The organism is Rhizobium sp. ERR 1071 (assembly GCF_007828675.1).
Classification (GTDB): domain Bacteria; phylum Pseudomonadota; class Alphaproteobacteria; order Rhizobiales; family Rhizobiaceae; genus Rhizobium; species Rhizobium dioscoreae.
This window is the reverse complement of record NZ_VITM01000001.1, coordinates 516,273-535,856: the sequence shown is the minus strand read 5'-3', so window position 1 is coordinate 535,856 and position 19,584 is coordinate 516,273. Positions and strand designations below refer to the sequence as shown.

The 19,584-nt window shown below is 59.7% G+C and carries 18 protein-coding genes; 15 read left to right on the top strand and 3 right to left on the bottom strand.

All coding sequences use genetic code 11. The annotated features are described in order from the left end of the window. Positions 1-188: 188 nt before the first annotated feature. Positions 189-992 carry an exopolysaccharide production regulator ExoR gene (exoR, locus tag FBZ99_RS02685; protein WP_069611965.1) on the top strand — a complete coding sequence of 268 codons (804 nt, stop codon included), beginning with the start codon at positions 189-191 and terminating at the stop codon, positions 990-992. 63 nt (positions 993-1,055) lie between these two features. Here exoR and xth read toward each other — a convergent pair whose 3' ends face one another. After that, positions 1,056-1,847 carry an exodeoxyribonuclease III gene (gene xth / locus FBZ99_RS02680; protein ID WP_113352628.1) on the bottom strand — a complete coding sequence of 264 codons (792 nt, stop codon included), beginning with the start codon at positions 1,845-1,847 and terminating at the stop codon, positions 1,056-1,058. A 129-nt stretch (positions 1,848-1,976) separates the two neighbouring features. Further along, entirely contained in the window at positions 1,977-2,309 is a 333-nt protein-coding gene (gene erpA / locus FBZ99_RS02675) for an iron-sulfur cluster insertion protein ErpA (RefSeq protein ID WP_113333492.1), read from the bottom strand. Positions 2,310-2,619: 310 nt separating this feature from the next. Between erpA and FBZ99_RS02670 the strand changes: the two genes are divergently transcribed. The 14 genes from FBZ99_RS02670 to FBZ99_RS02605 all read left to right on the top strand — a co-directional run bounded on the left by FBZ99_RS02670 (position 2,620) and on the right by FBZ99_RS02605 (position 18,535). After that, positions 2,620-3,837 carry a deoxyguanosinetriphosphate triphosphohydrolase gene (locus tag FBZ99_RS02670; RefSeq protein WP_113333491.1) on the top strand — a complete coding sequence of 406 codons (1,218 nt, stop codon included), beginning with the start codon at positions 2,620-2,622 and terminating at the stop codon, positions 3,835-3,837. A 55-nt stretch (positions 3,838-3,892) separates the two neighbouring features. Then, a complete protein-coding gene (gene argS, locus FBZ99_RS02665; protein WP_113352686.1) occupies positions 3,893-5,653 on the top strand; it encodes an arginine--tRNA ligase in 1,761 nt (586 codons plus the stop codon). Between the two features lie 61 nt (positions 5,654-5,714). Continuing rightward, positions 5,715-8,480, top strand: coding sequence for an SPOR domain-containing protein (locus FBZ99_RS02660; protein ID WP_113352627.1), 2,766 nt, complete (start codon positions 5,715-5,717; stop codon positions 8,478-8,480). 111 nt (positions 8,481-8,591) lie between these two features. Next, entirely contained in the window at positions 8,592-9,095 is a 504-nt protein-coding gene (locus FBZ99_RS02655; RefSeq protein WP_113389585.1) for a GNAT family N-acetyltransferase, read from the top strand. Positions 9,096-9,173: 78 nt separating this feature from the next. After that, positions 9,174-10,187, top strand: coding sequence for a beta-N-acetylhexosaminidase (gene nagZ / locus FBZ99_RS02650; protein ID WP_113352625.1), 1,014 nt, complete (start codon positions 9,174-9,176; stop codon positions 10,185-10,187). 74 nt (positions 10,188-10,261) lie between these two features. Then, positions 10,262-11,059 carry a segregation and condensation protein A gene (locus tag FBZ99_RS02645; RefSeq protein ID WP_069612288.1) on the top strand — a complete coding sequence of 266 codons (798 nt, stop codon included), beginning with the start codon at positions 10,262-10,264 and terminating at the stop codon, positions 11,057-11,059. Between the two features lie 46 nt (positions 11,060-11,105). After that, a complete protein-coding gene (scpB, locus tag FBZ99_RS02640; protein WP_246661078.1) occupies positions 11,106-11,798 on the top strand; it encodes an SMC-Scp complex subunit ScpB in 693 nt (230 codons plus the stop codon). A gap of 244 nt (positions 11,799-12,042) precedes the next feature. After that, a complete protein-coding gene (locus tag FBZ99_RS02635; RefSeq protein ID WP_069611973.1) occupies positions 12,043-12,249 on the top strand; it encodes a twin-arginine translocase TatA/TatE family subunit in 207 nt (68 codons plus the stop codon). Positions 12,250-12,303: 54 nt separating this feature from the next. Beyond that, complete coding sequence (tatB, locus tag FBZ99_RS02630) at positions 12,304-13,029, top strand: Sec-independent protein translocase protein TatB (protein WP_113352623.1); 726 nt, start codon at positions 12,304-12,306, stop codon at positions 13,027-13,029. Continuing rightward, positions 13,026-13,847 carry a twin-arginine translocase subunit TatC gene (gene tatC / locus FBZ99_RS02625; protein ID WP_113333673.1) on the top strand — a complete coding sequence of 274 codons (822 nt, stop codon included), beginning with the start codon at positions 13,026-13,028 and terminating at the stop codon, positions 13,845-13,847. Before tatB ends, tatC begins: the two co-directional genes overlap by 4 nt. 107 nt (positions 13,848-13,954) lie before the next feature. After that, positions 13,955-15,238 carry a serine--tRNA ligase gene (gene serS / locus FBZ99_RS02620; protein ID WP_113333674.1) on the top strand — a complete coding sequence of 428 codons (1,284 nt, stop codon included), beginning with the start codon at positions 13,955-13,957 and terminating at the stop codon, positions 15,236-15,238. 15 nt (positions 15,239-15,253) lie between these two features. After that, positions 15,254-16,018, top strand: coding sequence for a 5'/3'-nucleotidase SurE (gene surE, locus FBZ99_RS02615; protein ID WP_069611977.1), 765 nt, complete (start codon positions 15,254-15,256; stop codon positions 16,016-16,018). A 4-nt stretch (positions 16,019-16,022) separates the two neighbouring features. After that, positions 16,023-16,676 carry a protein-L-isoaspartate(D-aspartate) O-methyltransferase gene (locus FBZ99_RS02610; RefSeq protein ID WP_069611978.1) on the top strand — a complete coding sequence of 218 codons (654 nt, stop codon included), beginning with the start codon at positions 16,023-16,025 and terminating at the stop codon, positions 16,674-16,676. Positions 16,677-16,846: 170 nt separating this feature from the next. Beyond that, complete coding sequence (locus FBZ99_RS02605) at positions 16,847-18,535, top strand: peptidoglycan DD-metalloendopeptidase family protein (RefSeq protein ID WP_113352622.1); 1,689 nt, start codon at positions 16,847-16,849, stop codon at positions 18,533-18,535. A gap of 78 nt (positions 18,536-18,613) precedes the next feature. Here the strand turns inward: FBZ99_RS02605 and FBZ99_RS02600 are convergent, their stop codons facing one another. Next, entirely contained in the window at positions 18,614-19,486 is an 873-nt protein-coding gene (locus FBZ99_RS02600) for an ATP-binding protein (protein ID WP_069612289.1), read from the bottom strand. Positions 19,487-19,584 lie beyond the last annotated feature (98 nt).

Below are 19,584 nucleotides of genomic sequence, written 5' to 3'. Positions count from 1 at the left end.
TGCTGGTTTGGACATAATTGCAAGCTATGCTCGCAATTGTGGCAAACAGCATCGGTTGGATGCCACAGGAAATGCCTTTTCGAAGGACGATCCAGTCTCGTGCGCCATCAGGGAAAACATTCGTGAAGCTGGCGGCGATTATGCAAGTGCCGTGACAGGTCCGAATGGAGCGAAAGAAATCGACTGTTATGTTTAAGTCCGAGTTCATATCAGCGAGAGTCATGATGCTCAGCCTGTCCCTTGCCACCGCGGTGGTACTGGCGGGTCAAGCCAAGGCATTCGATATCAATGCCGGCGTCACCAAGGAATCAGGTCCGTTCGATCTCTTCAAGTTCGGCTTTAAGGCCTACAAGAACGGACAGAAGGAAGAGGCAGTCGAAGCCTATCGTTATGCCGCCGAAAAAGGCCATACCGGCTCACGCTGGGCCTTGGCCAATATGTATGCCGATGGCGACGGCGTGGCGCAGAACGATTTCGAAGCCTTCAAGATCTATAGCGAGATTGCCCAGCAGGGTGTGGAACCGGGCTCGGAAGACACCGGCTTCTTCATCAATGCGCTGCTGGCGCTCGCGAGCTACTACAAGACGGGCATTCCCAACAGCCCGGTGAAGATCGACCTCAACCAGGCCCGGCAGCTCTATTTCCAGGTGGCATCGACATTCGGCGTTCCGGAAGCGCAGTTCCAGTTGGCGCAGATGATGCTGTCCGGCGAGGGCGGCGCCACCAATGTTCAGCAGGCCAAGAAATGGCTGAACCAGGCCCGCAAGAGCGGCCATCCGGGCGCCATGGCCGTCTTCGGCAATATCCTGTTCCAGGAAGGCCAATCCATCCGCGGTCTCGCCTTCATGACGGCGGCGCTGGACAAGTGCAAGCCGAAGGACTGCAGCTGGATGGAAGACCTGCAGGAGCAGGCATTCTCCGTTGCCAACGAGAACGACCGCCGCGTAGCGGTCTCCATGGCCCATCAGCTTGATGTTGCCGGCTCCGATTGATCGCGCCGGCTTTACTGACGTTGTTGTTGCTCGGGCCGCGCGGTGTGCTTGCAGCCGAACGGACTAGCTCCCGAAATCAAGATGCGCGATGACGGGCACGTGGTCCGACGGTTTTTCCCAGGCGCGCACATGTTTCTCGATTGCCGTTGCGGTGAGGCGATCGGCAGCCTCGGGCGACAGCATCAGATGGTCGATGCGAATGCCATTGTTCTTCGGCCATGCGCCCGCCTGATAATCCCAGAATGAATAAAGCTTGATTGCATCCGTCGTCGCGCGCACCGCATCGGTAAAGCCGAGATGTTCGAGCTGACGGAAGGACTGGCGCGTCTGTGGCAGGAAGAGGGCATCGCTCTCCCAGACCTTCGGGTCGAAACAATCATGTGGCTCCGGAATGACGTTGTAGTCGCCGGCGAGTATCAGAGGCTCCTCCATGGCCAGGCGATCCAAGGCGAATTTGCGCAGGCGCTCCATCCAGGCGAGCTTGTAGGGGTATTTTTCGGTATCGACCGGATTGCCGTTCGGCAGATAGAGGCAGCAGACCCGCAGGGCGCCGTGTCCTTCAACGGAGAACACAGCCTCGATGAAGCGGGCCTGTTCGTCGCTGTCGTCGCCGGGTAAACCGCGCCTCACCTCATCCGGTTTCGTCTTCGAAAGAATCGCAACGCCATTGAAGCCTTTCTGCCCATGTGTCTCGACGTGATAGCCGAGCGCTTCGATCTCCAGACGTGGAAAGCCTTCGTCGACCGTTTTGATTTCCTGCAGGCAGACGATGTCCGGGTTCGAGTCCTTCAGCCATTGGCAGAGGTTCTCGATACGCGCTTTGACGCCGTTGATGTTCCAGGTGGCGATTTTCATGGGCGGCTCATTCCTTTGCTTCGCCTTGTTGTATCCGCAGCCGATCGGCTTGACTACAGCCCATATGAAAACCGGCCCGGAGCGAAGGCTCCCGGCCGGTCATCAAATTGTGGAAAAAGAGGGTAGGGATCAGATCGCGAAACTGGTGCCGCATCCGCAGCTTGCGACTGCATTCGGATTCTTGATCTGAAAGGATTGGCCGAGAAGATTGTCGACGAAATCGATCTCCGAGCCCGCCATATAGACCAGCGACAGCTGATCGATCAGGACGGTCGCATTGTCCTTTTCGACGACGATATCGTCATCCTCAGGGCCTTCAACGAGATCGAATTTATAGGAAAAACCCGAACACCCGCCGCCTTCGACGGCAACGCGAAGAGCGCGCTTTCCGGCATCCGCGCCGACGATAGCAGCGATTCGCTTGGCCGCAGCATCCGATAGGGTAACACTTGCCTCAGTCATATTTTCCTCCTGCCGGGGTCAAGATCCGGAGAGAACCAATAATAAGCCGTCGAACTTTCAAACGGCTGATATCCGTAGCCTTTATCATGAAAGTCAGGCCGTTGACAGCTATGGTTTCGTGGTTGAGCCACACACCATTTTGCTGTTTTCTTGTCTATAGGTATGAAGGCCGCAAAGCGGCGTCAATGGGCCGGAATGTACGAAGAGCGGGCATATGTCCGTACTGCCGGACAGGGCCGGGGACCGATTGCAGGGAAACGACTGTCGCGCCGATAGCGGTGCGGGAGCCAAATGCCGGAATGGATTGATAATGACGATTGATACGCATGCATTGGGTTTCGGGTATGGGGAAAAGGCAGCCTATGCGACAAATCCCTGGGAATCGCGTGGAAGGCTCTACGAAGAAGGATCGAGCCCGACACGCTCTGAATTCCAGCGCGACCGCGACCGGATCGTCCATGCGACCGCCTTCCGTCGGTTGAAGCACAAGACGCAGGTCTTCATTGCTCAGGATGGCGATCATTACCGCACTCGATTGACGCATACGATCGAAGTTGCCCAGATTGCCCGCGCCTTGGCGCGTGCCCTGAAACTCGACGAGGATCTGGCGGAGGGTGTGGCACTTGTTCACGATTTCGGCCACACACCCTTCGGCCATACGGGCGAGGATGCGCTTCATGAAGTGCTGCTGCCCTATGGCGGCTTTGATCACAATGCCCAATCCCTGCGCATCGTCACCAAGCTCGAGCGCCGTTATGCCGATTTTGACGGACTCAATCTTACCTGGGAAACGCTTGAGGGCCTCGTCAAGCACAATGGGCCATTAATGACGCCTGATGGTAAGGGCATCCGCGGTCCGGTGCCGCAGCCAATCCTCGATTATTGCGAGATCCACGATCTCGAAATTGCTTCCTATGCCAGCCTTGAAGCGCAGGTCGCCGCGATCGCGGATGACATTGCTTACAATACGCACGACATCGATGACGGCTTGCGCTCCGGTTATCTGACCTTCGATATGCTGGAGGAGGTGCCCTTTCTCGCCAAGCTGATGGCCGAGGTCAGGGCCCGCTACCCGCATCTGGAGGCGAGCCGCTTCACGAACGAGATCATGCGCCGGCAGATCACCCGCATGGTCGAGGACGTGATCGCCGTTTCGCAGCAGGCGCTCGCCGAAATCAAGCCGGGCAATGTCGCTGACATCCGTGCTGCCGGACGGATCATCGCAACCTTCTCGCCCGAGATGGCCGAAACCGACAAGCTGATCAAACAGATGCTGTTCAAGCGTATCTACCGTCATCCGGACATCATGCGCATCCGTGCCGGCGCGGCGCAGATCGTCACGGACCTTTTCGGCGCCTATATGGAAAATCCCAGGGAGATGCAGAGCCATTACTGGGTCGATCATATTGCGGGCCTGGCGATCGCCCCCAAGGCAAGGCATGTCGGCGACTATCTCGCCGGCATGACGGACACCTACGCCATCAGCGCCCACAAGCGCCTGTTTGACCAGACTCCCGATTTGCGGTAGGCAGCGGCGGCGTCGGGCCGATAGCGGCTCGCGAAGCTCATGCGTGGACGATATGATGAACCTTTTCACCGACTTCGAAGTAAGAATTAATAACGCTCTCGAACAAATTGATATTGTGCGAGAAAAGCGATCTGAGCTCGACTTCGGACGTATCGGCGTAGAGCCGCCGCGCGATGCCAGCCACGGTGATGTCGCCACCAATGCGGCCATGGTTCTCTCCAAGCCGCTGGGCACGAATCCGCGTGCGCTTGCCGAAATCATCGTCGCCAAGCTGAAGGAAGATGCCGACGTTGCCGAGGTTTCGGTCGCAGGTCCAGGCTTCATCAATATCCGCCTTTCGGTCGGCTACTGGCAGCGGCTGCTGGCAACCATGATCTCCGAGGGCGAGAAGTTCGGCCGCTCCAAGCTCGGCGCGGGGCAGAAGGTCAATGTCGAATATGTTTCGGCCAATCCGACCGGACCGATGCATGTCGGTCACTGCCGCGGCGCCGTGGTCGGCGATGCGCTGGCAAACCTGCTGGCCTTCTCCGGCTATGAGGTGACGAAGGAATATTACATCAACGATGCCGGCTCCCAGATCGATGTGCTGGCGCGCTCCGTCTTCATCCGCTATCGCGAGGCGCTCGGCGAGCAGGTCGGCGAAATTCCGGCTGGCCTCTATCCCGGCGATTACCTCGTTCCGGTCGGGGAGGCGCTGGCCAAGGAATTCGGCACCAAGCTGCGCGGCATGCCGGAAGAGCAGTGGCTTCCGATCGTCAAGGATCGTGCTATCGATGCGATGATGGCGATGATCAGGGAGGATCTGGAGGCGCTGAACGTCCATCACGACGTCTTCTTCTCCGAACGCACCCTGCATGCCAATGGCGCGGCACTGATCCGCACCGCGATCAATGACCTGACCTTCAAGGGCTATGTCTACAAGGGCGCGCTGCCGCCGCCGAAGGGACAGCTGCCGGAAGATTGGGAGGATCGCGAGCAGACGCTCTTCCGCTCGACGGAAGTGGGCGACGATATAGACCGCCCGCTGATCAAGTCGGACGGCTCCTATACTTATTTTGCTGCCGACGTTGCTTACTTCAAGAACAAGTTCGACCGCGGCTTCAACGAGATGATCTATATCCTCGGCGCCGACCATGGCGGCTACGTCAAGCGGCTGGAAGCGGTAGCCCGCGGCGTTTCCGACGGTGCTGCGAAGCTGACTGTGCTGCTGTGCCAGCTCGTCAAGCTCTACCGCAATGGCGAGCCGGTGAAGATGTCGAAGCGCTCGGGCGATTTCGTCACGCTGCGCGAAGTCGTCGATGAAGTTGGCCGCGATTCGGTGCGCTTCATGATGCTTTACCGGAAGAATTCCGAGCCTCTGGATTTCGATTTCGCCAAGGTTACAGAGCAGTCGAAGGACAATCCGGTCTTCTACGTGCAGTATGCGCATGCCCGCTGCATGTCCGTCTTCCGTCAGGCCAAGGAAGCCTTCCCGGACCTCGACATCGCCTCGCTTGATCTGTCGAAAGCTGTCATTGGCGCGATCTCCGATCCAGCTGAATTGCAGTTGGTTGCGAAGATTGCGGAATTCCCGCGAATCATCGAAGCTGCAGCACAGTCGCAGGAGCCGCATCGCATCGCTTTTTATCTTTACGATCTGGCCAGTTCCTTCCATGGACACTGGAATAAAGGTAAAGATTTACCGGAATTACGTTTTGTTAACGATAAGAACCGAGAATTGAGCATTGCCAGACTTGGGCTGGTGTACGCTGTCGCGTCGGTTTTGAAGTCGGGTCTTGGTATAACTGGGACCGCAGCACCGGACGAAATGCGATAAACGTCACCATTTACCCACATTGCGCTGGCATTAACTGTAGTGTTTGCGAGTGGAACGGGTGATGGCAGAAAAACAGTTGGCGTATCGCGCAAGCGGAAACGACGAGTTCTTTGCGGATGATGATCCGCTCGCAGAACTCGCTCGTATCGTGGGTTTTGAGCCGCGCCCCGCTGCTCAGGCAACTCCTGCGGCTCAACGGCAGGAGCCGGCCTTCAACCTGGAAGACGAGCTTCTTCGCGAATTCGAACGCTACGATACGCCACGAATGAGTCCGGCAAATGACATCGCCGCTCCGGTCGAGCAGGTGTCACCGCCGAGCCATGAAGACGTTACGCTCTCCGCTGAGCCGGTGCAGGCCGAGCCCAAGTTTGAAGAGCCGAAGTTCGAAGAACTTGCGCCGCAGCCTGTGGCTCCGGTGAAGCCGACGATCGGCGCTCGCGATCTGATCGACGAGCTGGAAATGTCGATCGCGCCGGTTCTGCAGCCAGCGCCGAAGGCTGCACCTGTCGAGCCGCAGGCGGCTGCGCCAGTGCTGAAGCCGACGCCGCAATCCGCTGCCGCCACCATACGGTTGCCGCTTGCCAACTTTGCCCTGGCAACGCCCGTCGCCTCGCGTGAGCAGTTCACGCCGCCGGTCGCGCCTGCTGTTGCTCAGCCGGCGCCGAAAGCCACGTCTGACGAAGCGCTGTTCGATGATGCCCTTGATTTCGAGGCGTTTGATCCTGTCGAGCCTCCGCGCGCTCCGGAAGCCGTCTCGCAGCCTGCTGCATCCCAGCCAGCTGCGGCCGTCTTCCAGGCACCAGAGCCGCCTAAGGTCGCGAAGGCCGATCCGGCTGCGCTTTCCGCCGAGATCGACGCTCTGCTGGCCGATGTGAATCGCTATCCGGTTCCATCCAGAGCCAATGCGCCTGCAGCGAAGGAGGAGCCGGATTTCGGCAATTTCAGTGCGTCGTTTTCCGAGCCTGCAGAGTTGTCCGCCGCTCCCGTGGCAGCCGCACGGCATGAAGAGCCGAAGCCGATTACCTTCGGTGCGGAGGATCCTTTTGCCGGTCAGGACTTTGAATTCGATTTGGCCGATATCGAAATGGAACTTGCCGGCCTCGATTTCGCTGAAGCCGAAAAGTCTCCCGCTGCTCATCAGCAGGCTCCGGCCGCTCCGATCGCAGAGCCGATCCTTTCCCGCGCAACGCCGGTCGCTCCGGGCCCCGCCGCTCCGGTGATTGCCGCCGCAGCGCCGCAGCCAATGCGACCCGCACCGGCGCCGGCTGCACCTGCCGCAAATGTTGCTCATGCCGCAACCACGGCAGCGCCCGTATTTGAGGCCGACCAGCCTCTGCCGTTCGATCCCACGGAAATCTCCGAGACGGAGGATCGTGTCGAGACCTTCGAGGGTTCGCATGTTCCTCATCTGCCGGCGATCGAGCCGGAGGAGCCGATCGCTGTTCCGCCGGAATTTGATTTCGATCTCGATTCGGAAATGGCGAGCCTGCTCGGTACGCCTGCCAAAGAAGCCGCACCCGAGCCGATCAAGCCGGCCGTTGCCGCACTTGGCAGTGCTGCCGCCGCCGCTTCCTGGTCCAAGAATGCGGCAGCCCAGCCTGCTGCGCCCGTCGCAAAGCAGCCGATCGAGGAGTTCGACGAGTTCGAGCGTGCGCTGGAAGAAGACTTCCGCCGCAGCTATCGCGAGGCGGCTACGCCTGTCGAGAACGTCGCCAGGATGACGTTGAACCCCGCCGCCAACCGTCGCCCGGTCCGCTCTGTGCGCGGCATGGTCACGACTGCAGCCGTCATCGTTGTTCTTGGCGTCGGTGCCTATGGCGCCTACAGCTGGGTTCGTCACGGCGCGCCGATCTCCAGCTTCTCCGGAGAGCCGCGCGTGATTGCGGCCGATAGCGATCCGATCAAGGTCGCTCCGGAAAATCCGGGTGGCACCGTCGTTCCGAATCAGGACAAAGCCGTCTACGATCGCGTCGCTGGCGATAGTACGGCGGCGCCGAAGCAGAAGGAGCTTGTCTCCTCCAACGAGCAGCCGGTTGATGTCGTCCAGAAGACGCTGATTCCCGAGGCGGTATCGCCTGACGACAGCGATGGCGATCAGGTGACGTCGACGCCGGTCGGTGAAACCGAAGATCCGCGCCTGCTGCCGAACCAGAATGGTGGAAACACCAACGTCGCCGCCAACAACGACGATCAGGTGCCATCAGTCTCTCCGCGCAAGGTGCGCACGATGATCGTCAAGCCGGATGGCTCGCTGGTTCCGCGTGACGAGCCGGTTGCCGATACCACGACCGCAGCCGCCAAGCCGGCGAACAGTCAGGTCGCATCGACCAATTCGCGCCCGTCTCAGTCAAATACTCCCGCAGCAGCCCAGCCGGATAGCGCCGACGCTGCCAGCGCCGAAAGCACGCCGATCCGCGTCGTCAAGACGAACCCGGTGCCGACGGCACGCCCCGAACCTGCCGCCAAGGCCAGTACGGCTGCCCCGGCCCAGGAAGCCCAAGCTCAGCCCAAGGTTCAGCCGAAGCAGGTCGCATCGGCTAGCCCCCCGGCGGCAGCCCCGGCTGCGACCTCTGCCGCGGGCGGCGGCGCTTACGGAGTGCAGATCGCATCCCTGCCGACCGAAGCCGACGCGCAGAAGTCGCAGGCGAACCTCAAGGTCAAGTTCGCCAGCATCATCGGCAATCATCCGCTTGAAATCCGCAAGGCCGACATCGCCGGCAAGGGCACCTACTATCGCGTCCGCGTCGTCGCCGGCTCGAAGGATGAGGCCGCGGCCATCTGCACCCGCTATCGCGCAGCCGGCGGCACCTGCCTGATCTCGAAGTAATCAAGTTGGGCTTTCAGCCTGGGTGTTCGATAAAGTTGAAAAATCCGCCCGCAGAGATCAATCTGCGGGCGGATTTATTTTTGATGCGCTAAGCGCGGGACATGGCGAACGATGCGGCATCTACAGCTATCGACGCGTCGAACGTTCATCAGGCCGTTTGTTCCTGAGGACGCCCCGGATATCTTCGCCAACATATCGCCTGGCATCACGCGTTTCATGGCCTGGCATCCGCCTGAGACTGAAGCGGCTTTTGCGGATGTTTGGCGGGGTTGGCTGAAGGCAATTGAAGACGGCTCGGAATTGCACTTCACAGCCCGCTGCAGGAATGACGATCGCTTTCTGGGTGTTATCGGTATGCATGCCGCGCTGACCGACACGCCGGAGCTTGGAATTTGGCTTCGCAGCGAAGCGCAAGGTCTGGGATTCGGCCGCGAATTGATCGGCGCGATCATCGGATGGGCAAGTGCGAGCTTTTCTATTCGATATTTCGTATACCCCGTCGCAGAGGAGAACATCGCCAGCAGACGGATAGCTGAAGCCTATGGCGGCGAGGTGAGGGAGTGCAGGTCAAATCCTAAATACCGCTCAGTCGTCTATCGTATACCGCCCAAATAGCCTGCCGAAGACGGTTGTTCCTGTGTATCCCAGCTTGACCTCACTCGCATTTCCCAGCGCAAGCCTTATGATTCGGGTATGACCGAATCGAAATCCATGATCCTCGGCTGTAGCGGCCACACCATCACGCCCGAAGAGCGATCCTTCTATAAGGGGGAGCAGCCATGGGGCTTTATCCTGTTCGGACGCAATATTTCCGAACCGGCACAGATCGCCGATCTCGTTGCGTCTCTGCGCGATAGCGTCGGACGCGACGCTCCGGTTTTCATCGACCAGGAAGGCGGCAGGGTGCAGCGCATTCGCCCGCCGATCCTGCCGCATTATCCCTCGGGGCAGGCACTCGGCGATATCTATCGCCAGGATCGCGAACGAGGCCTCCGTGCTGCATGGCTGATGTCGCGGCTCCATGCCTTCGATTTGCTGAAATTCGGCATCAATGCCGATTGCCTGCCGGTGCTGGACGTGCCTGTGGAGGGATCGAGCAACGTCATCGGCAATCGCGCCTATGGCTCCGATCCGGTGACGGTGACGGAAATGGGACGTGCGGCGGCGGAAGGGCTCAAGGCCGGCGGCATGCTGCCTGTCATGAAGCACATGCCGGGGCATGGCCGGGGCTTTGCCGATTCGCATCATGAGCTGCCTGTCGTCTCGGTGCCACGCGCGGAGCTGGAGGCGCATGATTTCGCTCCCTTCGTTGCAATGAAGGACGAACTCATGGCGATGACCTGCCATGTCGTCTTTACCGATATCGATCCGGAGAACCCGGCCACGACGTCGCGCAAGGTGATCGAGGAGATCATCCGCGGGCATATCGGTTTCCAGGGACTGCTCCTGTCGGACGATACCTCCATGAATGCGTTGAAGGGCACGATCGGCGAACGTGCAGCAAATATTATTGCGGGCGGATGCGATATCGTGCTGCATTGCAATGGCGTCATGGACGAAATGCAGCAGGTGGTTCGCAATGTTCCTGCTTTGGCAGGGGCGTCGCTGAAACGGGCCAAGGCGGTCGAGGCGGCATTCGGCAGAAATGATGGCGCCGATGAAGCCTCTATTCGGGCGGAATTCGACGCGATGTTCGCAGTGGCGTAAAGCCGGGCTTCGAGGAACGGGCGGGTGACAGAGTGAGCGGCAGCACGGACAAGCTTCAGCAGGCGGCAACGCCGATGGACAAGCTCTGGCAGGAGGGTGAGACACAGCGCGGCTCGCATGAGCCGTCGCTTGTCGTCGACCTCGCCGGATTTGAAGGACCGCTTGATCTGCTGCTGCATTTGGCACGCAACCAGAAGGTCGATCTGTCCCGTATCTCCGTTCTAGCGCTGGCCGAACAGTATCTTCAGTTCATCGAGAGTGCGCGGCGTATCCGCATCGAGCTTGCGGCCGATTATCTCGTCATGGCCGCTTGGCTCGCCTATCTGAAATCCAAGCTGCTGATCCCGCAGCAGAGCAAGGAAGACGGACCGACCGGCGAGGAGATGGCGGCGACGCTCGCCTTCCGCCTGAAGCGGCTGGAAGCCATGCGCGATGCTGCTACCGATCTTGTCAATCGCAACCGCCTCGGCCGCGATATCTTCGCGCGCGGCGCGCCGGAACATATTCCGGATCGACGCCAATCCGCCTTCGACGCCAGCCTCTATGATCTGCTCACCGCCTATGCGAGCCTGCGTCAGCGTCAGGCCGTGACCCAGGTGACGATCGAGAAGCGCCGTGTCTGGTCGCTGGCCGATGCCCGCGTTATTCTGGACCGGATGATCGGCGAAATCACCGATTGGACGGCCTTGGAACATTACCTGCTGAGTTACATGACGACTTCGAGCGAGCGGGTGACGGCGATTGCCAGCGCCTTTGCGGCATCGCTGGAGCTGGTGCGCGAAGGGCAGCTGGAAATTCGCCAGGAAGGCGCGTTTCAGCCGCTTTACATGCGGCGCGGGCCGAAGCATTCGTCACTGGAAGCAGCGGAATAGGGCAGGAAAGCGCGTGACTGAACCGGACGACGAGCAGCAGCAGCATGTGGAGCACGAGGCGGAAGCGCCCGATGTAGACGATCGTCGGCTGAGCGAGGCCGAGCGGATTGCCGAAGCGCTGGTCTTCGCCTCAGCGCAGCCGGTTTCCGAGGCCTTCATTGCGGAGCGCGTGGCGCGTGGGGTCGAAATTCCCGCCATCATGCAGAAACTCAAGGCCGATTACGCCATGCGCGGCGTCAATCTCGTCCAGGTGGATGGCGCCTGGGCCTTTCGCACGGCTGCGGATCTCTCCTTCGTGATCCGGCGTGACGAGAGCGAGGTGCGCAAGCTGTCGCGTGCGGCGCTGGAGGTGCTGGCCATTATCGCTTACCATCAGCCTGTCACACGCGCCGAGATCGAGGATATCAGAGGCGTGCAGACCTCCAAGGGCACGCTTGACGTTCTTATGGAGTCTGGTTGGGTCCGCTTCCGTGGCCGTCGCCGCACGCCGGGGCGACCGGTGACCCTTGGCACGACGCGCGATTTCCTCGATCATTTCGGTCTCGAAGAGCTGCGCGATCTGCCCGGTCTCGAAGAGTTGAAGGGGGCGGGGTTGTTGTCAGGCCGGATTCCGGCCAATTTCAACATTCCCTCGCCGTTGATGAGCGACGAGTTGACCGAAGACGAAGATCCGATCACGCAGATGGATCTGGAGGAACTCGGCATCCTGCCGCCGAGCGGCGCAAGCTCCAGCGATTGAGCGTTGGCCGGCTCGTTCAAGGGGTTGCAACCCTATCTGCGGATTTTCGCGAAACTGCCGGCAAAGTCTCTCTTTCGCCATCAGCGGGTGCGAATATAACAATCATCCTCTCGGCTTGGAGACGCTTGATCGCCCGCATCGGCGCTTGTCATCCCGATATGCGTGGATGCATTGCATTTTGGTGTTTGAAAAACATCCGCAAACGTCTTACATCGAAAAGACACTGTAATTGGGAGTTAAAGCAATGGGTTCTCTAAGCATATGGCACTGGCTCATCGTCCTGGCCATCGCGCTGTTGTTGTTCGGCCGTGGAAAGATCCCGGAGCTGATGGGTGATGTCGCCAAGGGCATCAAGAGCTTCAAGAAGGGCATGAACGACGACGAAGATACGTCGACATCCGCGTCGACGGCGTCCCGTACGGTCGAGCATAAGGCTGACGAAACGAAGTAATCATGTCGGGCAGGCGCAAGCTGAAAGGCTTGCCGTTAGCCCAGGAGCCTTTGCATGTTCGATATAGGCTGGTCCGAGCTGGTGGTTATTGGCGTCGTGGCCTTGGTGGTGATCGGCCCCAAGGAGTTGCCGTCGACATTGCGGACCATCGGTAAGATGACGGCGCGGGCCAGGAAGGTCGCTGGCGAATTCCGCGCTCAGTTCGACGAAGCCATGCGCGAGGCGGATCTGGATGATGTGCGCCAGACGATCGCCGATGCGCAGAAGCTCAATCCGGTCAATTCGTTGCGGGAAGCCATGAACCCGCTGCGAGAAATGGGCAATGAGATAAAGGCTGATCTGCAGCGTGCGGCAACACCGGACAAAGCAGCCCCGGCCGCGACACCATTGCCGTCCGAGCCGGTTTCGGGTGTGACGTCCGGCCTGCCGGAAGCACTTGCGGCCACATCCACAATGCCTGCCGTTTCGAGCAATCCGTCGCCAGCGGCGGCTCCAGAGGCGGTGGCAGCAGTCGTCCCTCAGCCGATGGCCGCTGTGAATGACGCAGTAGAGAAGCCGAAGGCCGCTCGTAAACCTCGCGCTAAAGCCCCGGCGAAGACCGAGGATGTTGCGGCTGCCGCCGTCCAGACGCCCGTCGTCACGGAAAAACCAAAGCGAGCCCCGCGCAAGGTCGCGGTCGCTGCTGCCGTAGAGAAGACGCCCCCAGCTCCCAGGAAGCGTCCGACCGCTACAGCCAGCAAGGCGACGCCTAAAACGCCCAAGAAGAAGGACCAGGCATGACGGGTGACATCGACGATAAGCCGCAACCGCTTATCGAACACCTTATGGAATTGCGCACACGGCTCATCTGGTCGCTCGTGGCTTTTTTCATTGCCTTCATTGGCTGTTTCGCAGTGGCGAAGCATCTCTTCAATTATCTGGTCTATCCTTATAAATGGGCCGTCGAATGGGCTCATCTCGATCTCGCGAAGTCAGAGCTGATCTACACCGCGCCACAGGAGTTCTTCTTCACCCAGGTGAAGGTCGCCATGTTCGGCGCCTTGGTAATTTCCTTCCCGATCATCGCTTCGCAGATCTACAAGTTCGTCGCGCCCGGCCTCTATAAGAACGAGCGTAATGCCTTTCTGCCGTTTTTGATCGCTTCGCCCGTACTTTTCCTCATGGGGGCAGCACTCGTCTATTTCTTCTTCACGCCCATGGTGATGTGGTTCTTCCTGAAGATGCAGCAGACGGGTGGCGACGGTCAGATCGGCATTGCGCTGATGCCGAAGGTCTCGGAATATCTGAGCCTCATCATGACGCTGGTCTTCTCTTTCGGGCTCGTCTTCCAGCTTCCCGTCATCACCACGCTGCTGGCACGTGTCGGCTTGTTGACGTCGGCCTGGCTCGCAGAAAAGCGCAAGTTTGCCATTGTTTTCGCCTTCATCGTCGCTGCTGTGCTGACGCCGCCGGACCCGATGTCCCAGATCGGCCTTGCACTGCCGACAATCCTTCTCTACGAGATTTCCATCTACGCGGCGCGACTCGTAGAACGCCAGCGTACCCGGCAAGCGCTCGAAGAGAGTGGCGGAAGTTCCGATATCGCCAAGACGGATTAACGTCCAGGCGGGGAGGCCTTCGCCTCGTTTCTCAGGTATTTGCCGGTTCGACCTCCGACCGAAGCCTCGGTCGGAGCTGTACTTATGTCAAACGACCTGGAACGAAGATGCTTGATATCAGATGGATTCGTGAGAATGCCGAGGCTTTTGATGCAGCGCTTGCCAAGCGCGGTGCGGAGCCTCTGTCGCAAAGCCTCATAGCGCTCGACGAGAAGCGCCGATCCGTCATTCAGTCCGTCCAGGATATGCAATCGCGCCGCAACGCCGCTTCCAAGGAAATTGGCGCGGCGATGGCGCAGAAGAACAGCGAGCTTGCCGAGAAGCTGAAGGCCGAGGTTGCCGACCTTAAGCTGTCGCTTCCGGCTGCGGAGGAAGAAGAGCGCACGCTGACGGCCGAGCTCAATGACGCGCTGTCACGCATTCCGAACATACCGCTCGAAGACGTGCCCGTCGGCAAGGACGAGCACGACAACGTCGTCAAGCATGTCTGGGGCGCCAAGCCGACCTGGAACCATCAGCCGAAAGAGCATTTCGAGATTGGCGAAGAACTCGGCTATATGGATTTCGAACGCGCGGCAAAACTGTCCGGCTCGCGCTTCACGGTGCTGACCTCGCAGCTTGCTCGCCTTGAACGCGCACTCGGTCAGTTCATGCTCGATCTGCACACAAGCGAGCACGGCTATACCGAAGTTAGCGCGCCCTTGATGGTACGCGACGAGACGATGTTCGGAACAGGTCAACTGCCGAAATTTGCAGAAGATTCGTTCAAGACCACGGACGGTCGCTGGCTGATCCCGACGGCTGAGGTATCGCTGACCAATCTCGTCTCCGGCGAAATTCTCGATCAGGAGAAGCTGCCACTGCGCTTCACCGCACTCACGCCGTCCTTCCGATCGGAAGCAGGCTCGGCCGGTCGCGATACCCGCGGCATGCTGCGCCAGCATCAGTTCTGGAAATGCGAGCTGGTGTCGATCACCGACGCCGAAAGCTCCATTGCCGAGCATGAGCGGATGACGGCTTGCGCAGAAGAAGTGCTGAAGCGCCTCGGCCTGCATTACCGCGTCATGACGCTTTCGACCGGAGACATGGGCTTTGGCGCGCGCAAGACCTATGATCTCGAAGTCTGGCTGCCGGGACAGGATACTTATCGAGAGATTTCCTCCTGCTCCGTCTGTGGTGATTTCCAGGCCCGGCGCATGAATGCGCGCTATCGCGGCAAGGACGACAAGAACACAAAGTTCGTTCACACGCTGAACGGCTCGGGAACGGCCGTCGGCCGCTGCCTGATCGCCGTGCTTGAGAATTATCTCAATGCTGACGGCTCGGTCACTATCCCCGACGTACTCCTGCCATATATGGGTGGTCTGAAGAGGATCGAAAAAGCAGCATAATCAGGTGGTGGGGCGATGCGTATTCTTTTGACCAATGATGACGGCATTCACGCCGAAGGTCTGGCGGCATTAGAGCGCATCGCCCTCACGCTGTCTGATGATGTCTGGGTCGTTGCGCCTGAGACGGATCAGAGCGGCCTTGCTCACTCATTAAGCCTTTCCGAGCCGTTGCGCATGCGCAAGGTTTCCGACAGGCATTATGCGTTGCGGGGAACGCCGACCGATTGCGTCATCATGGCGATCCGCAAGGTTCTGGATATCAAGCCGGATCTCGTGCTCTCCGGCGTCAATTCCGGATCGAATGTCGCTGACGACGTCACCTATTCCGGCACCATCGCCGGAGCCATCGAGGGCACGCTGCAAGGCGTGCGCTCCTTTGCTTTGAGCCAGGCCTATCTCTATGAAAACGGCGCGCGCGTCGTGCCCTGGGAAGTGGCAGAAGCACATGCTCCGGCTTTGCTTAACAAGCTCATGAACGTCGATCTGTCTGACGGTACCTTCCTCAATCTGAATTTTCCGAATTGCCGCCCCGAAGAGGTCGACGGAGCGGAAGTGACCGCACAGGGCAATCTTGCCTTCAACGTGCAGGTCGAGGAGCGGGCCGATGGCCGCGGCTTCCCTTACTATTGGCTTCGCTTCGGTGAGCGGAGCGGCATCTTCCGTCCAGGGACCGATATTCAGGCGTTGAAACAAAATCGTATTTCGGTAACGCCTTTGAAACTCGATCTGACGGATTATTCGGCGCAAGACCGCGTGGCGCGGGCGCTCGGTATGGAGTAGCGGATTGACACCTCGTTTGGTGGAAAAGGAAGGCTTTGCGGCCGTGGTGTTGCGGCTGCGGGCGGAAGGCATATTGGACATCGATCTGATGACGGCGGTCGAGCAGACGCCGCGCCTGCCTTTCGTGCCGGCGCAATTTGCCGATGATGCCTATTCCAGCCGCACGATTCCGATCGATTGCGGTGCCTTCATGGAAGGCATCGATCTTGTGGTGCGTATTCTCCATGGCTTGAAGATCAAGCCTGGCCATCGCGTTCTCGAGATCGGCACGGGAAGTGGTTTCACTGCGGCTGTTATGGGACGAATCGTCGAGCGCGTGCTGACGGTCGATCGCTACAAGACGCTGACGACATCGGCGCAGCAGCGCATGGATACGCTTGGGCTGCGCAATGTCATCATCCGTCAGGCTGATGGCAGCGCCGGTCTGCCGGGCGAGGGCACCTTCGATCGCATCCTGGTGACGGCAGCTTTCACGACAATGCCGCGCTTTTATGCCGAACAGCTCGTGTCCGGCGGTTCGATGATAGCCCCGCTTATTATTGATGAGCGCACATGTCGCTTGGTGCGACTGACGAAGACGGGAAGCCGATTCGAGCGCGAAGAATTGTTCGACGTTCCCTATCAGCCCATCGTGCCGATGCTCGCCTCCTATCTTTGAGGCTCAATTCGGGCTGATGCCCCTATGAAACGGGCGCATTGGCGCCGTTTCATTCTCTATGGTTAGCAATTCCTCAAAAAAACACATGCCGCACCAGTGCTTTAACCGCATGGTAAGATTAACGCGCTTTAATCGACCCATAATCGGTTGCGTCTTAAGTGGGTCGAGTCATGGGTTTCAGTCTTTCTTCAAACGTCAGCAAATCGGCAGGGAAGGTCCTGGTGGCCATTCTTCTGGCGAGTACGGCCACAGCTTGTAGTTCGGACACGACCCGTTTCAGTGGTCTCTTCAATAAAACGGACAATGTAACGACCGGCTCGATCAATCGTCGCAGCCTGAACGGTCCGAACGGTGATCTCGTACCGCGCGCAGACGTTGCTCAAGCAGGCGGTTACGGCCAGCAGGATTATTCGCAGCAGAGTGCGCCGGTATCGCAACCCTATCCCAACTCGCCGGCTCGCTATAACCCGTCCTATTCCAGCGCACGGGCTTCGACCGCTCCCGTCGCAATTCAGCGCACCGATCTCGCTCCTCCGAGTGCTTCCGCCAGCAATTCTCGTCGGATGCCGCAGGCGGAATCTGAGGCAATGGCGCAGCCGTTCCCCGCATCTCGCAGCAATAACGGCTCGCGCGCCGCGCCGGCACTTGCTCCCGACACCATGTCGACGGGCACGATCAAGACTGCCGCCGCGCAGCAGATGTCTCCCGGCTGGACCACGGTCAATGCTCCGAGCGTGACGCTGCATCAGGGTGAAAATATTGCGCTGTTGTCGCGCCGCTATGGCGTTCCGGAAAAGGAAATTCTGCGTGCGAATGGCCTGCGCAATGGCGCTGCCGCGCAGCCTGGCCAGCAGATCGTCATACCGACGATGAATGGGGCAGGTGTTTCAGGCCCGGCCAAGATGGCCGCTGAAGCGACTGATCTTTCCAAGGGCGGCAAGATGCCTGGTCCTGCCAAGGCGCCGCAGCAGGAAGCGCTCGCATTGCCCTCCGGCAACCAGATGCGCGGCAAGTCCCAAGCTGGCCTCGCTGACCCCAATAAGCTCGCGGCCGGTAATGGCAAGGGGCCGACGCCGAAGGGCACCTATGTCGTCAAGCCGGGTGACTCGCTGGCAAGAATCGCCAAGGAAAGCGGCGTGAGCGTCGCTGAACTGAAGCGTGCGAACAACATGCAGGCCGGCGATAGCATTCGCATCGGGCAGGCACTCGCGTTGCCACACGGTTCCGTCGCTGCTGCAGACCCGGTCAAGACTGCCTCGATAGAGCCTCAGAAGGCATCCGCCAAGCCGGGCGCGTTGCCTGTGGAGCCGAAGCAGGCCGCCGCAGACCCGATCGCCAAGCAGGCACCCAAGGCGGTTGCTCATGCCGACGCGGCAGCTGATGCCCCTGCCAAGCCGAAGGAAGTTGCCTCCGCTTCGCCGAGCCAGTCCATTAACGATGCCGCAAAGTCGGATGCGCAGGCCGATGCGCCCGAGGCGACCGGTATTGGCAAATATCGCTGGCCGGTTCGCGGCGCTGTCGTCGCCGGCTATGGCGCCAACGTCAACGGCAGCCGCAACGACGGCATCGACATCTCCGTTCCCGAGGGCACGCCGATCAAGGCGGCCGAAAACGGCGTCGTCATCTATGCCGGCAATGGCCTGAAGGAACTCGGCAACACGGTTCTCGTCCGCCACGACGACGGTACCGTCACGGTCTACGGTCATGCGGACGCACTCAGCGTCACTCGCGGCCAGAAGGTCCAGCGTGGTCAGACGCTCGCGACGTCGGGCATGAGCGGCAATGTCAGCCAGCCGCAGCTGCACTTCGAAGTCCGCAAGAATTCGGCTCCGGTCAACCCAATGACGTTCCTTGAATAGGTAGTGCGTCTCAAGGACTCTGCAAAAAGCCCGGTCACAGCCGGGCTTTTTGTCGTTCATGGCGTTGTCGATCGAAGATCAATCACGCTCCAGCACGATGCGCAGCCGGCCGGCGAGATCCTGGATATATTGCCAGGCGACACGGCCGGAACGGGCGCCGCGGGTCGTTGCCCATTCCAAGGCTTCGTGATGCATCTGGGCGCGATCGAGATCAAGCTTGAAGTGATCGGCATAGGCGTCGATCATCTGCAGATAGTCTTCCTGGCTGCACTTGTGGAAGCCGAGCCAGAGGCCGAAGCGATCGGAGAGCGATACCTTTTCCTCAACGGCTTCCGAGGGATTGATCGCGGTCGATTGCTCGTTTTCCATCATGTGGCGCGGCAGCAGGTGGCGACGGTTGGATGTGGCATAGAACAGCACATTATCAGGCCGACCTTCGACGCCGCCGTCCAATGCCGCCTTCAGCGACTTGTAGGCGGTATCGTCATGATCGAAGGAAAGGTCGTCGCAGAAGATGATGATGCGATGCGGCGTTGCCTTCAATATATCGAGCAGCACCGGCAGCGAGGAAATATCCTCGCGATGCACTTCGATCAGCTTCAGCGACACGCCGGTCGCCCGACGCACGTCTTCATGCACCGCCTTGACCAGCGAGGATTTGCCCATGCCGCGCGCGCCCCACAGTAGCACGTTGTTGGCGGCGAAACCTTCGGCAAAACGAAGCGTGTTCTCGTGCAGAATGTCGCGCACGTGATCGACGCCGCGGATGAGGGTCAGCGCCACACGGTTCGGCCGTGGCACCGGTTGCAGATGAAGTCGGGCAGGGGCCCAGACGAAGCAGTCGGCGGCATTCCAGTCATTGACGGCAGGGGCCGGGCCGGCCAGACGTTCGACAGCGTCGGCAAGGCGACGGACTTCGGCAAGGATCAGGGCGTTTTGGTCTTCAGTCACCGTTTCCTCCTGAATATTGAACAAGAAAGTCGTAAAATGCGCGCGCTGTCTTGCCGGGTATCATGCTCCTTTAGGGGCTGAAAGGCTAACAGACCGGG

Bases quoted from the DNA above. Each gene is read 5' to 3' on its own strand.
- serS (WP_113333674.1), top strand. From the start codon at position 13,955: ATGCTTGATATCAGATGGATTCGTGAGAATGCCGAGGCTTTTGATGCA.
- FBZ99_RS02660 (WP_113352627.1), top strand. From the start codon at position 5,715: ATGGCAGAAAAACAGTTGGCGTATCGCGCAAGCGGAAACGACGAGTTC.
- FBZ99_RS02605 (WP_113352622.1), top strand. From the start codon at position 16,847: ATGGGTTTCAGTCTTTCTTCAAACGTCAGCAAATCGGCAGGGAAGGTC.
- argS (WP_113352686.1), top strand. From the start codon at position 3,893: ATGAACCTTTTCACCGACTTCGAAGTAAGAATTAATAACGCTCTCGAA.
- erpA (WP_113333492.1), bottom strand. From the start codon at position 2,309: ATGACTGAGGCAAGTGTTACCCTATCGGATGCTGCGGCCAAGCGAATC.
- nagZ (WP_113352625.1), top strand. From the start codon at position 9,174: ATGACCGAATCGAAATCCATGATCCTCGGCTGTAGCGGCCACACCATC.
- FBZ99_RS02645 (WP_069612288.1), top strand. From the start codon at position 10,262: ATGGACAAGCTCTGGCAGGAGGGTGAGACACAGCGCGGCTCGCATGAG.
- FBZ99_RS02655 (WP_113389585.1), top strand. From the start codon at position 8,592: ATGCGGCATCTACAGCTATCGACGCGTCGAACGTTCATCAGGCCGTTT.
- tatC (WP_113333673.1), top strand. From the start codon at position 13,026: ATGACGGGTGACATCGACGATAAGCCGCAACCGCTTATCGAACACCTT.
- xth (WP_113352628.1), bottom strand. From the start codon at position 1,847: ATGAAAATCGCCACCTGGAACATCAACGGCGTCAAAGCGCGTATCGAG.
- FBZ99_RS02670 (WP_113333491.1), top strand. From the start codon at position 2,620: ATGACGATTGATACGCATGCATTGGGTTTCGGGTATGGGGAAAAGGCA.
- FBZ99_RS02635 (WP_069611973.1), top strand. From the start codon at position 12,043: ATGGGTTCTCTAAGCATATGGCACTGGCTCATCGTCCTGGCCATCGCG.
- tatB (WP_113352623.1), top strand. From the start codon at position 12,304: ATGTTCGATATAGGCTGGTCCGAGCTGGTGGTTATTGGCGTCGTGGCC.
- surE (WP_069611977.1), top strand. From the start codon at position 15,254: ATGCGTATTCTTTTGACCAATGATGACGGCATTCACGCCGAAGGTCTG.
- exoR (WP_069611965.1), top strand. From the start codon at position 189: ATGTTTAAGTCCGAGTTCATATCAGCGAGAGTCATGATGCTCAGCCTG.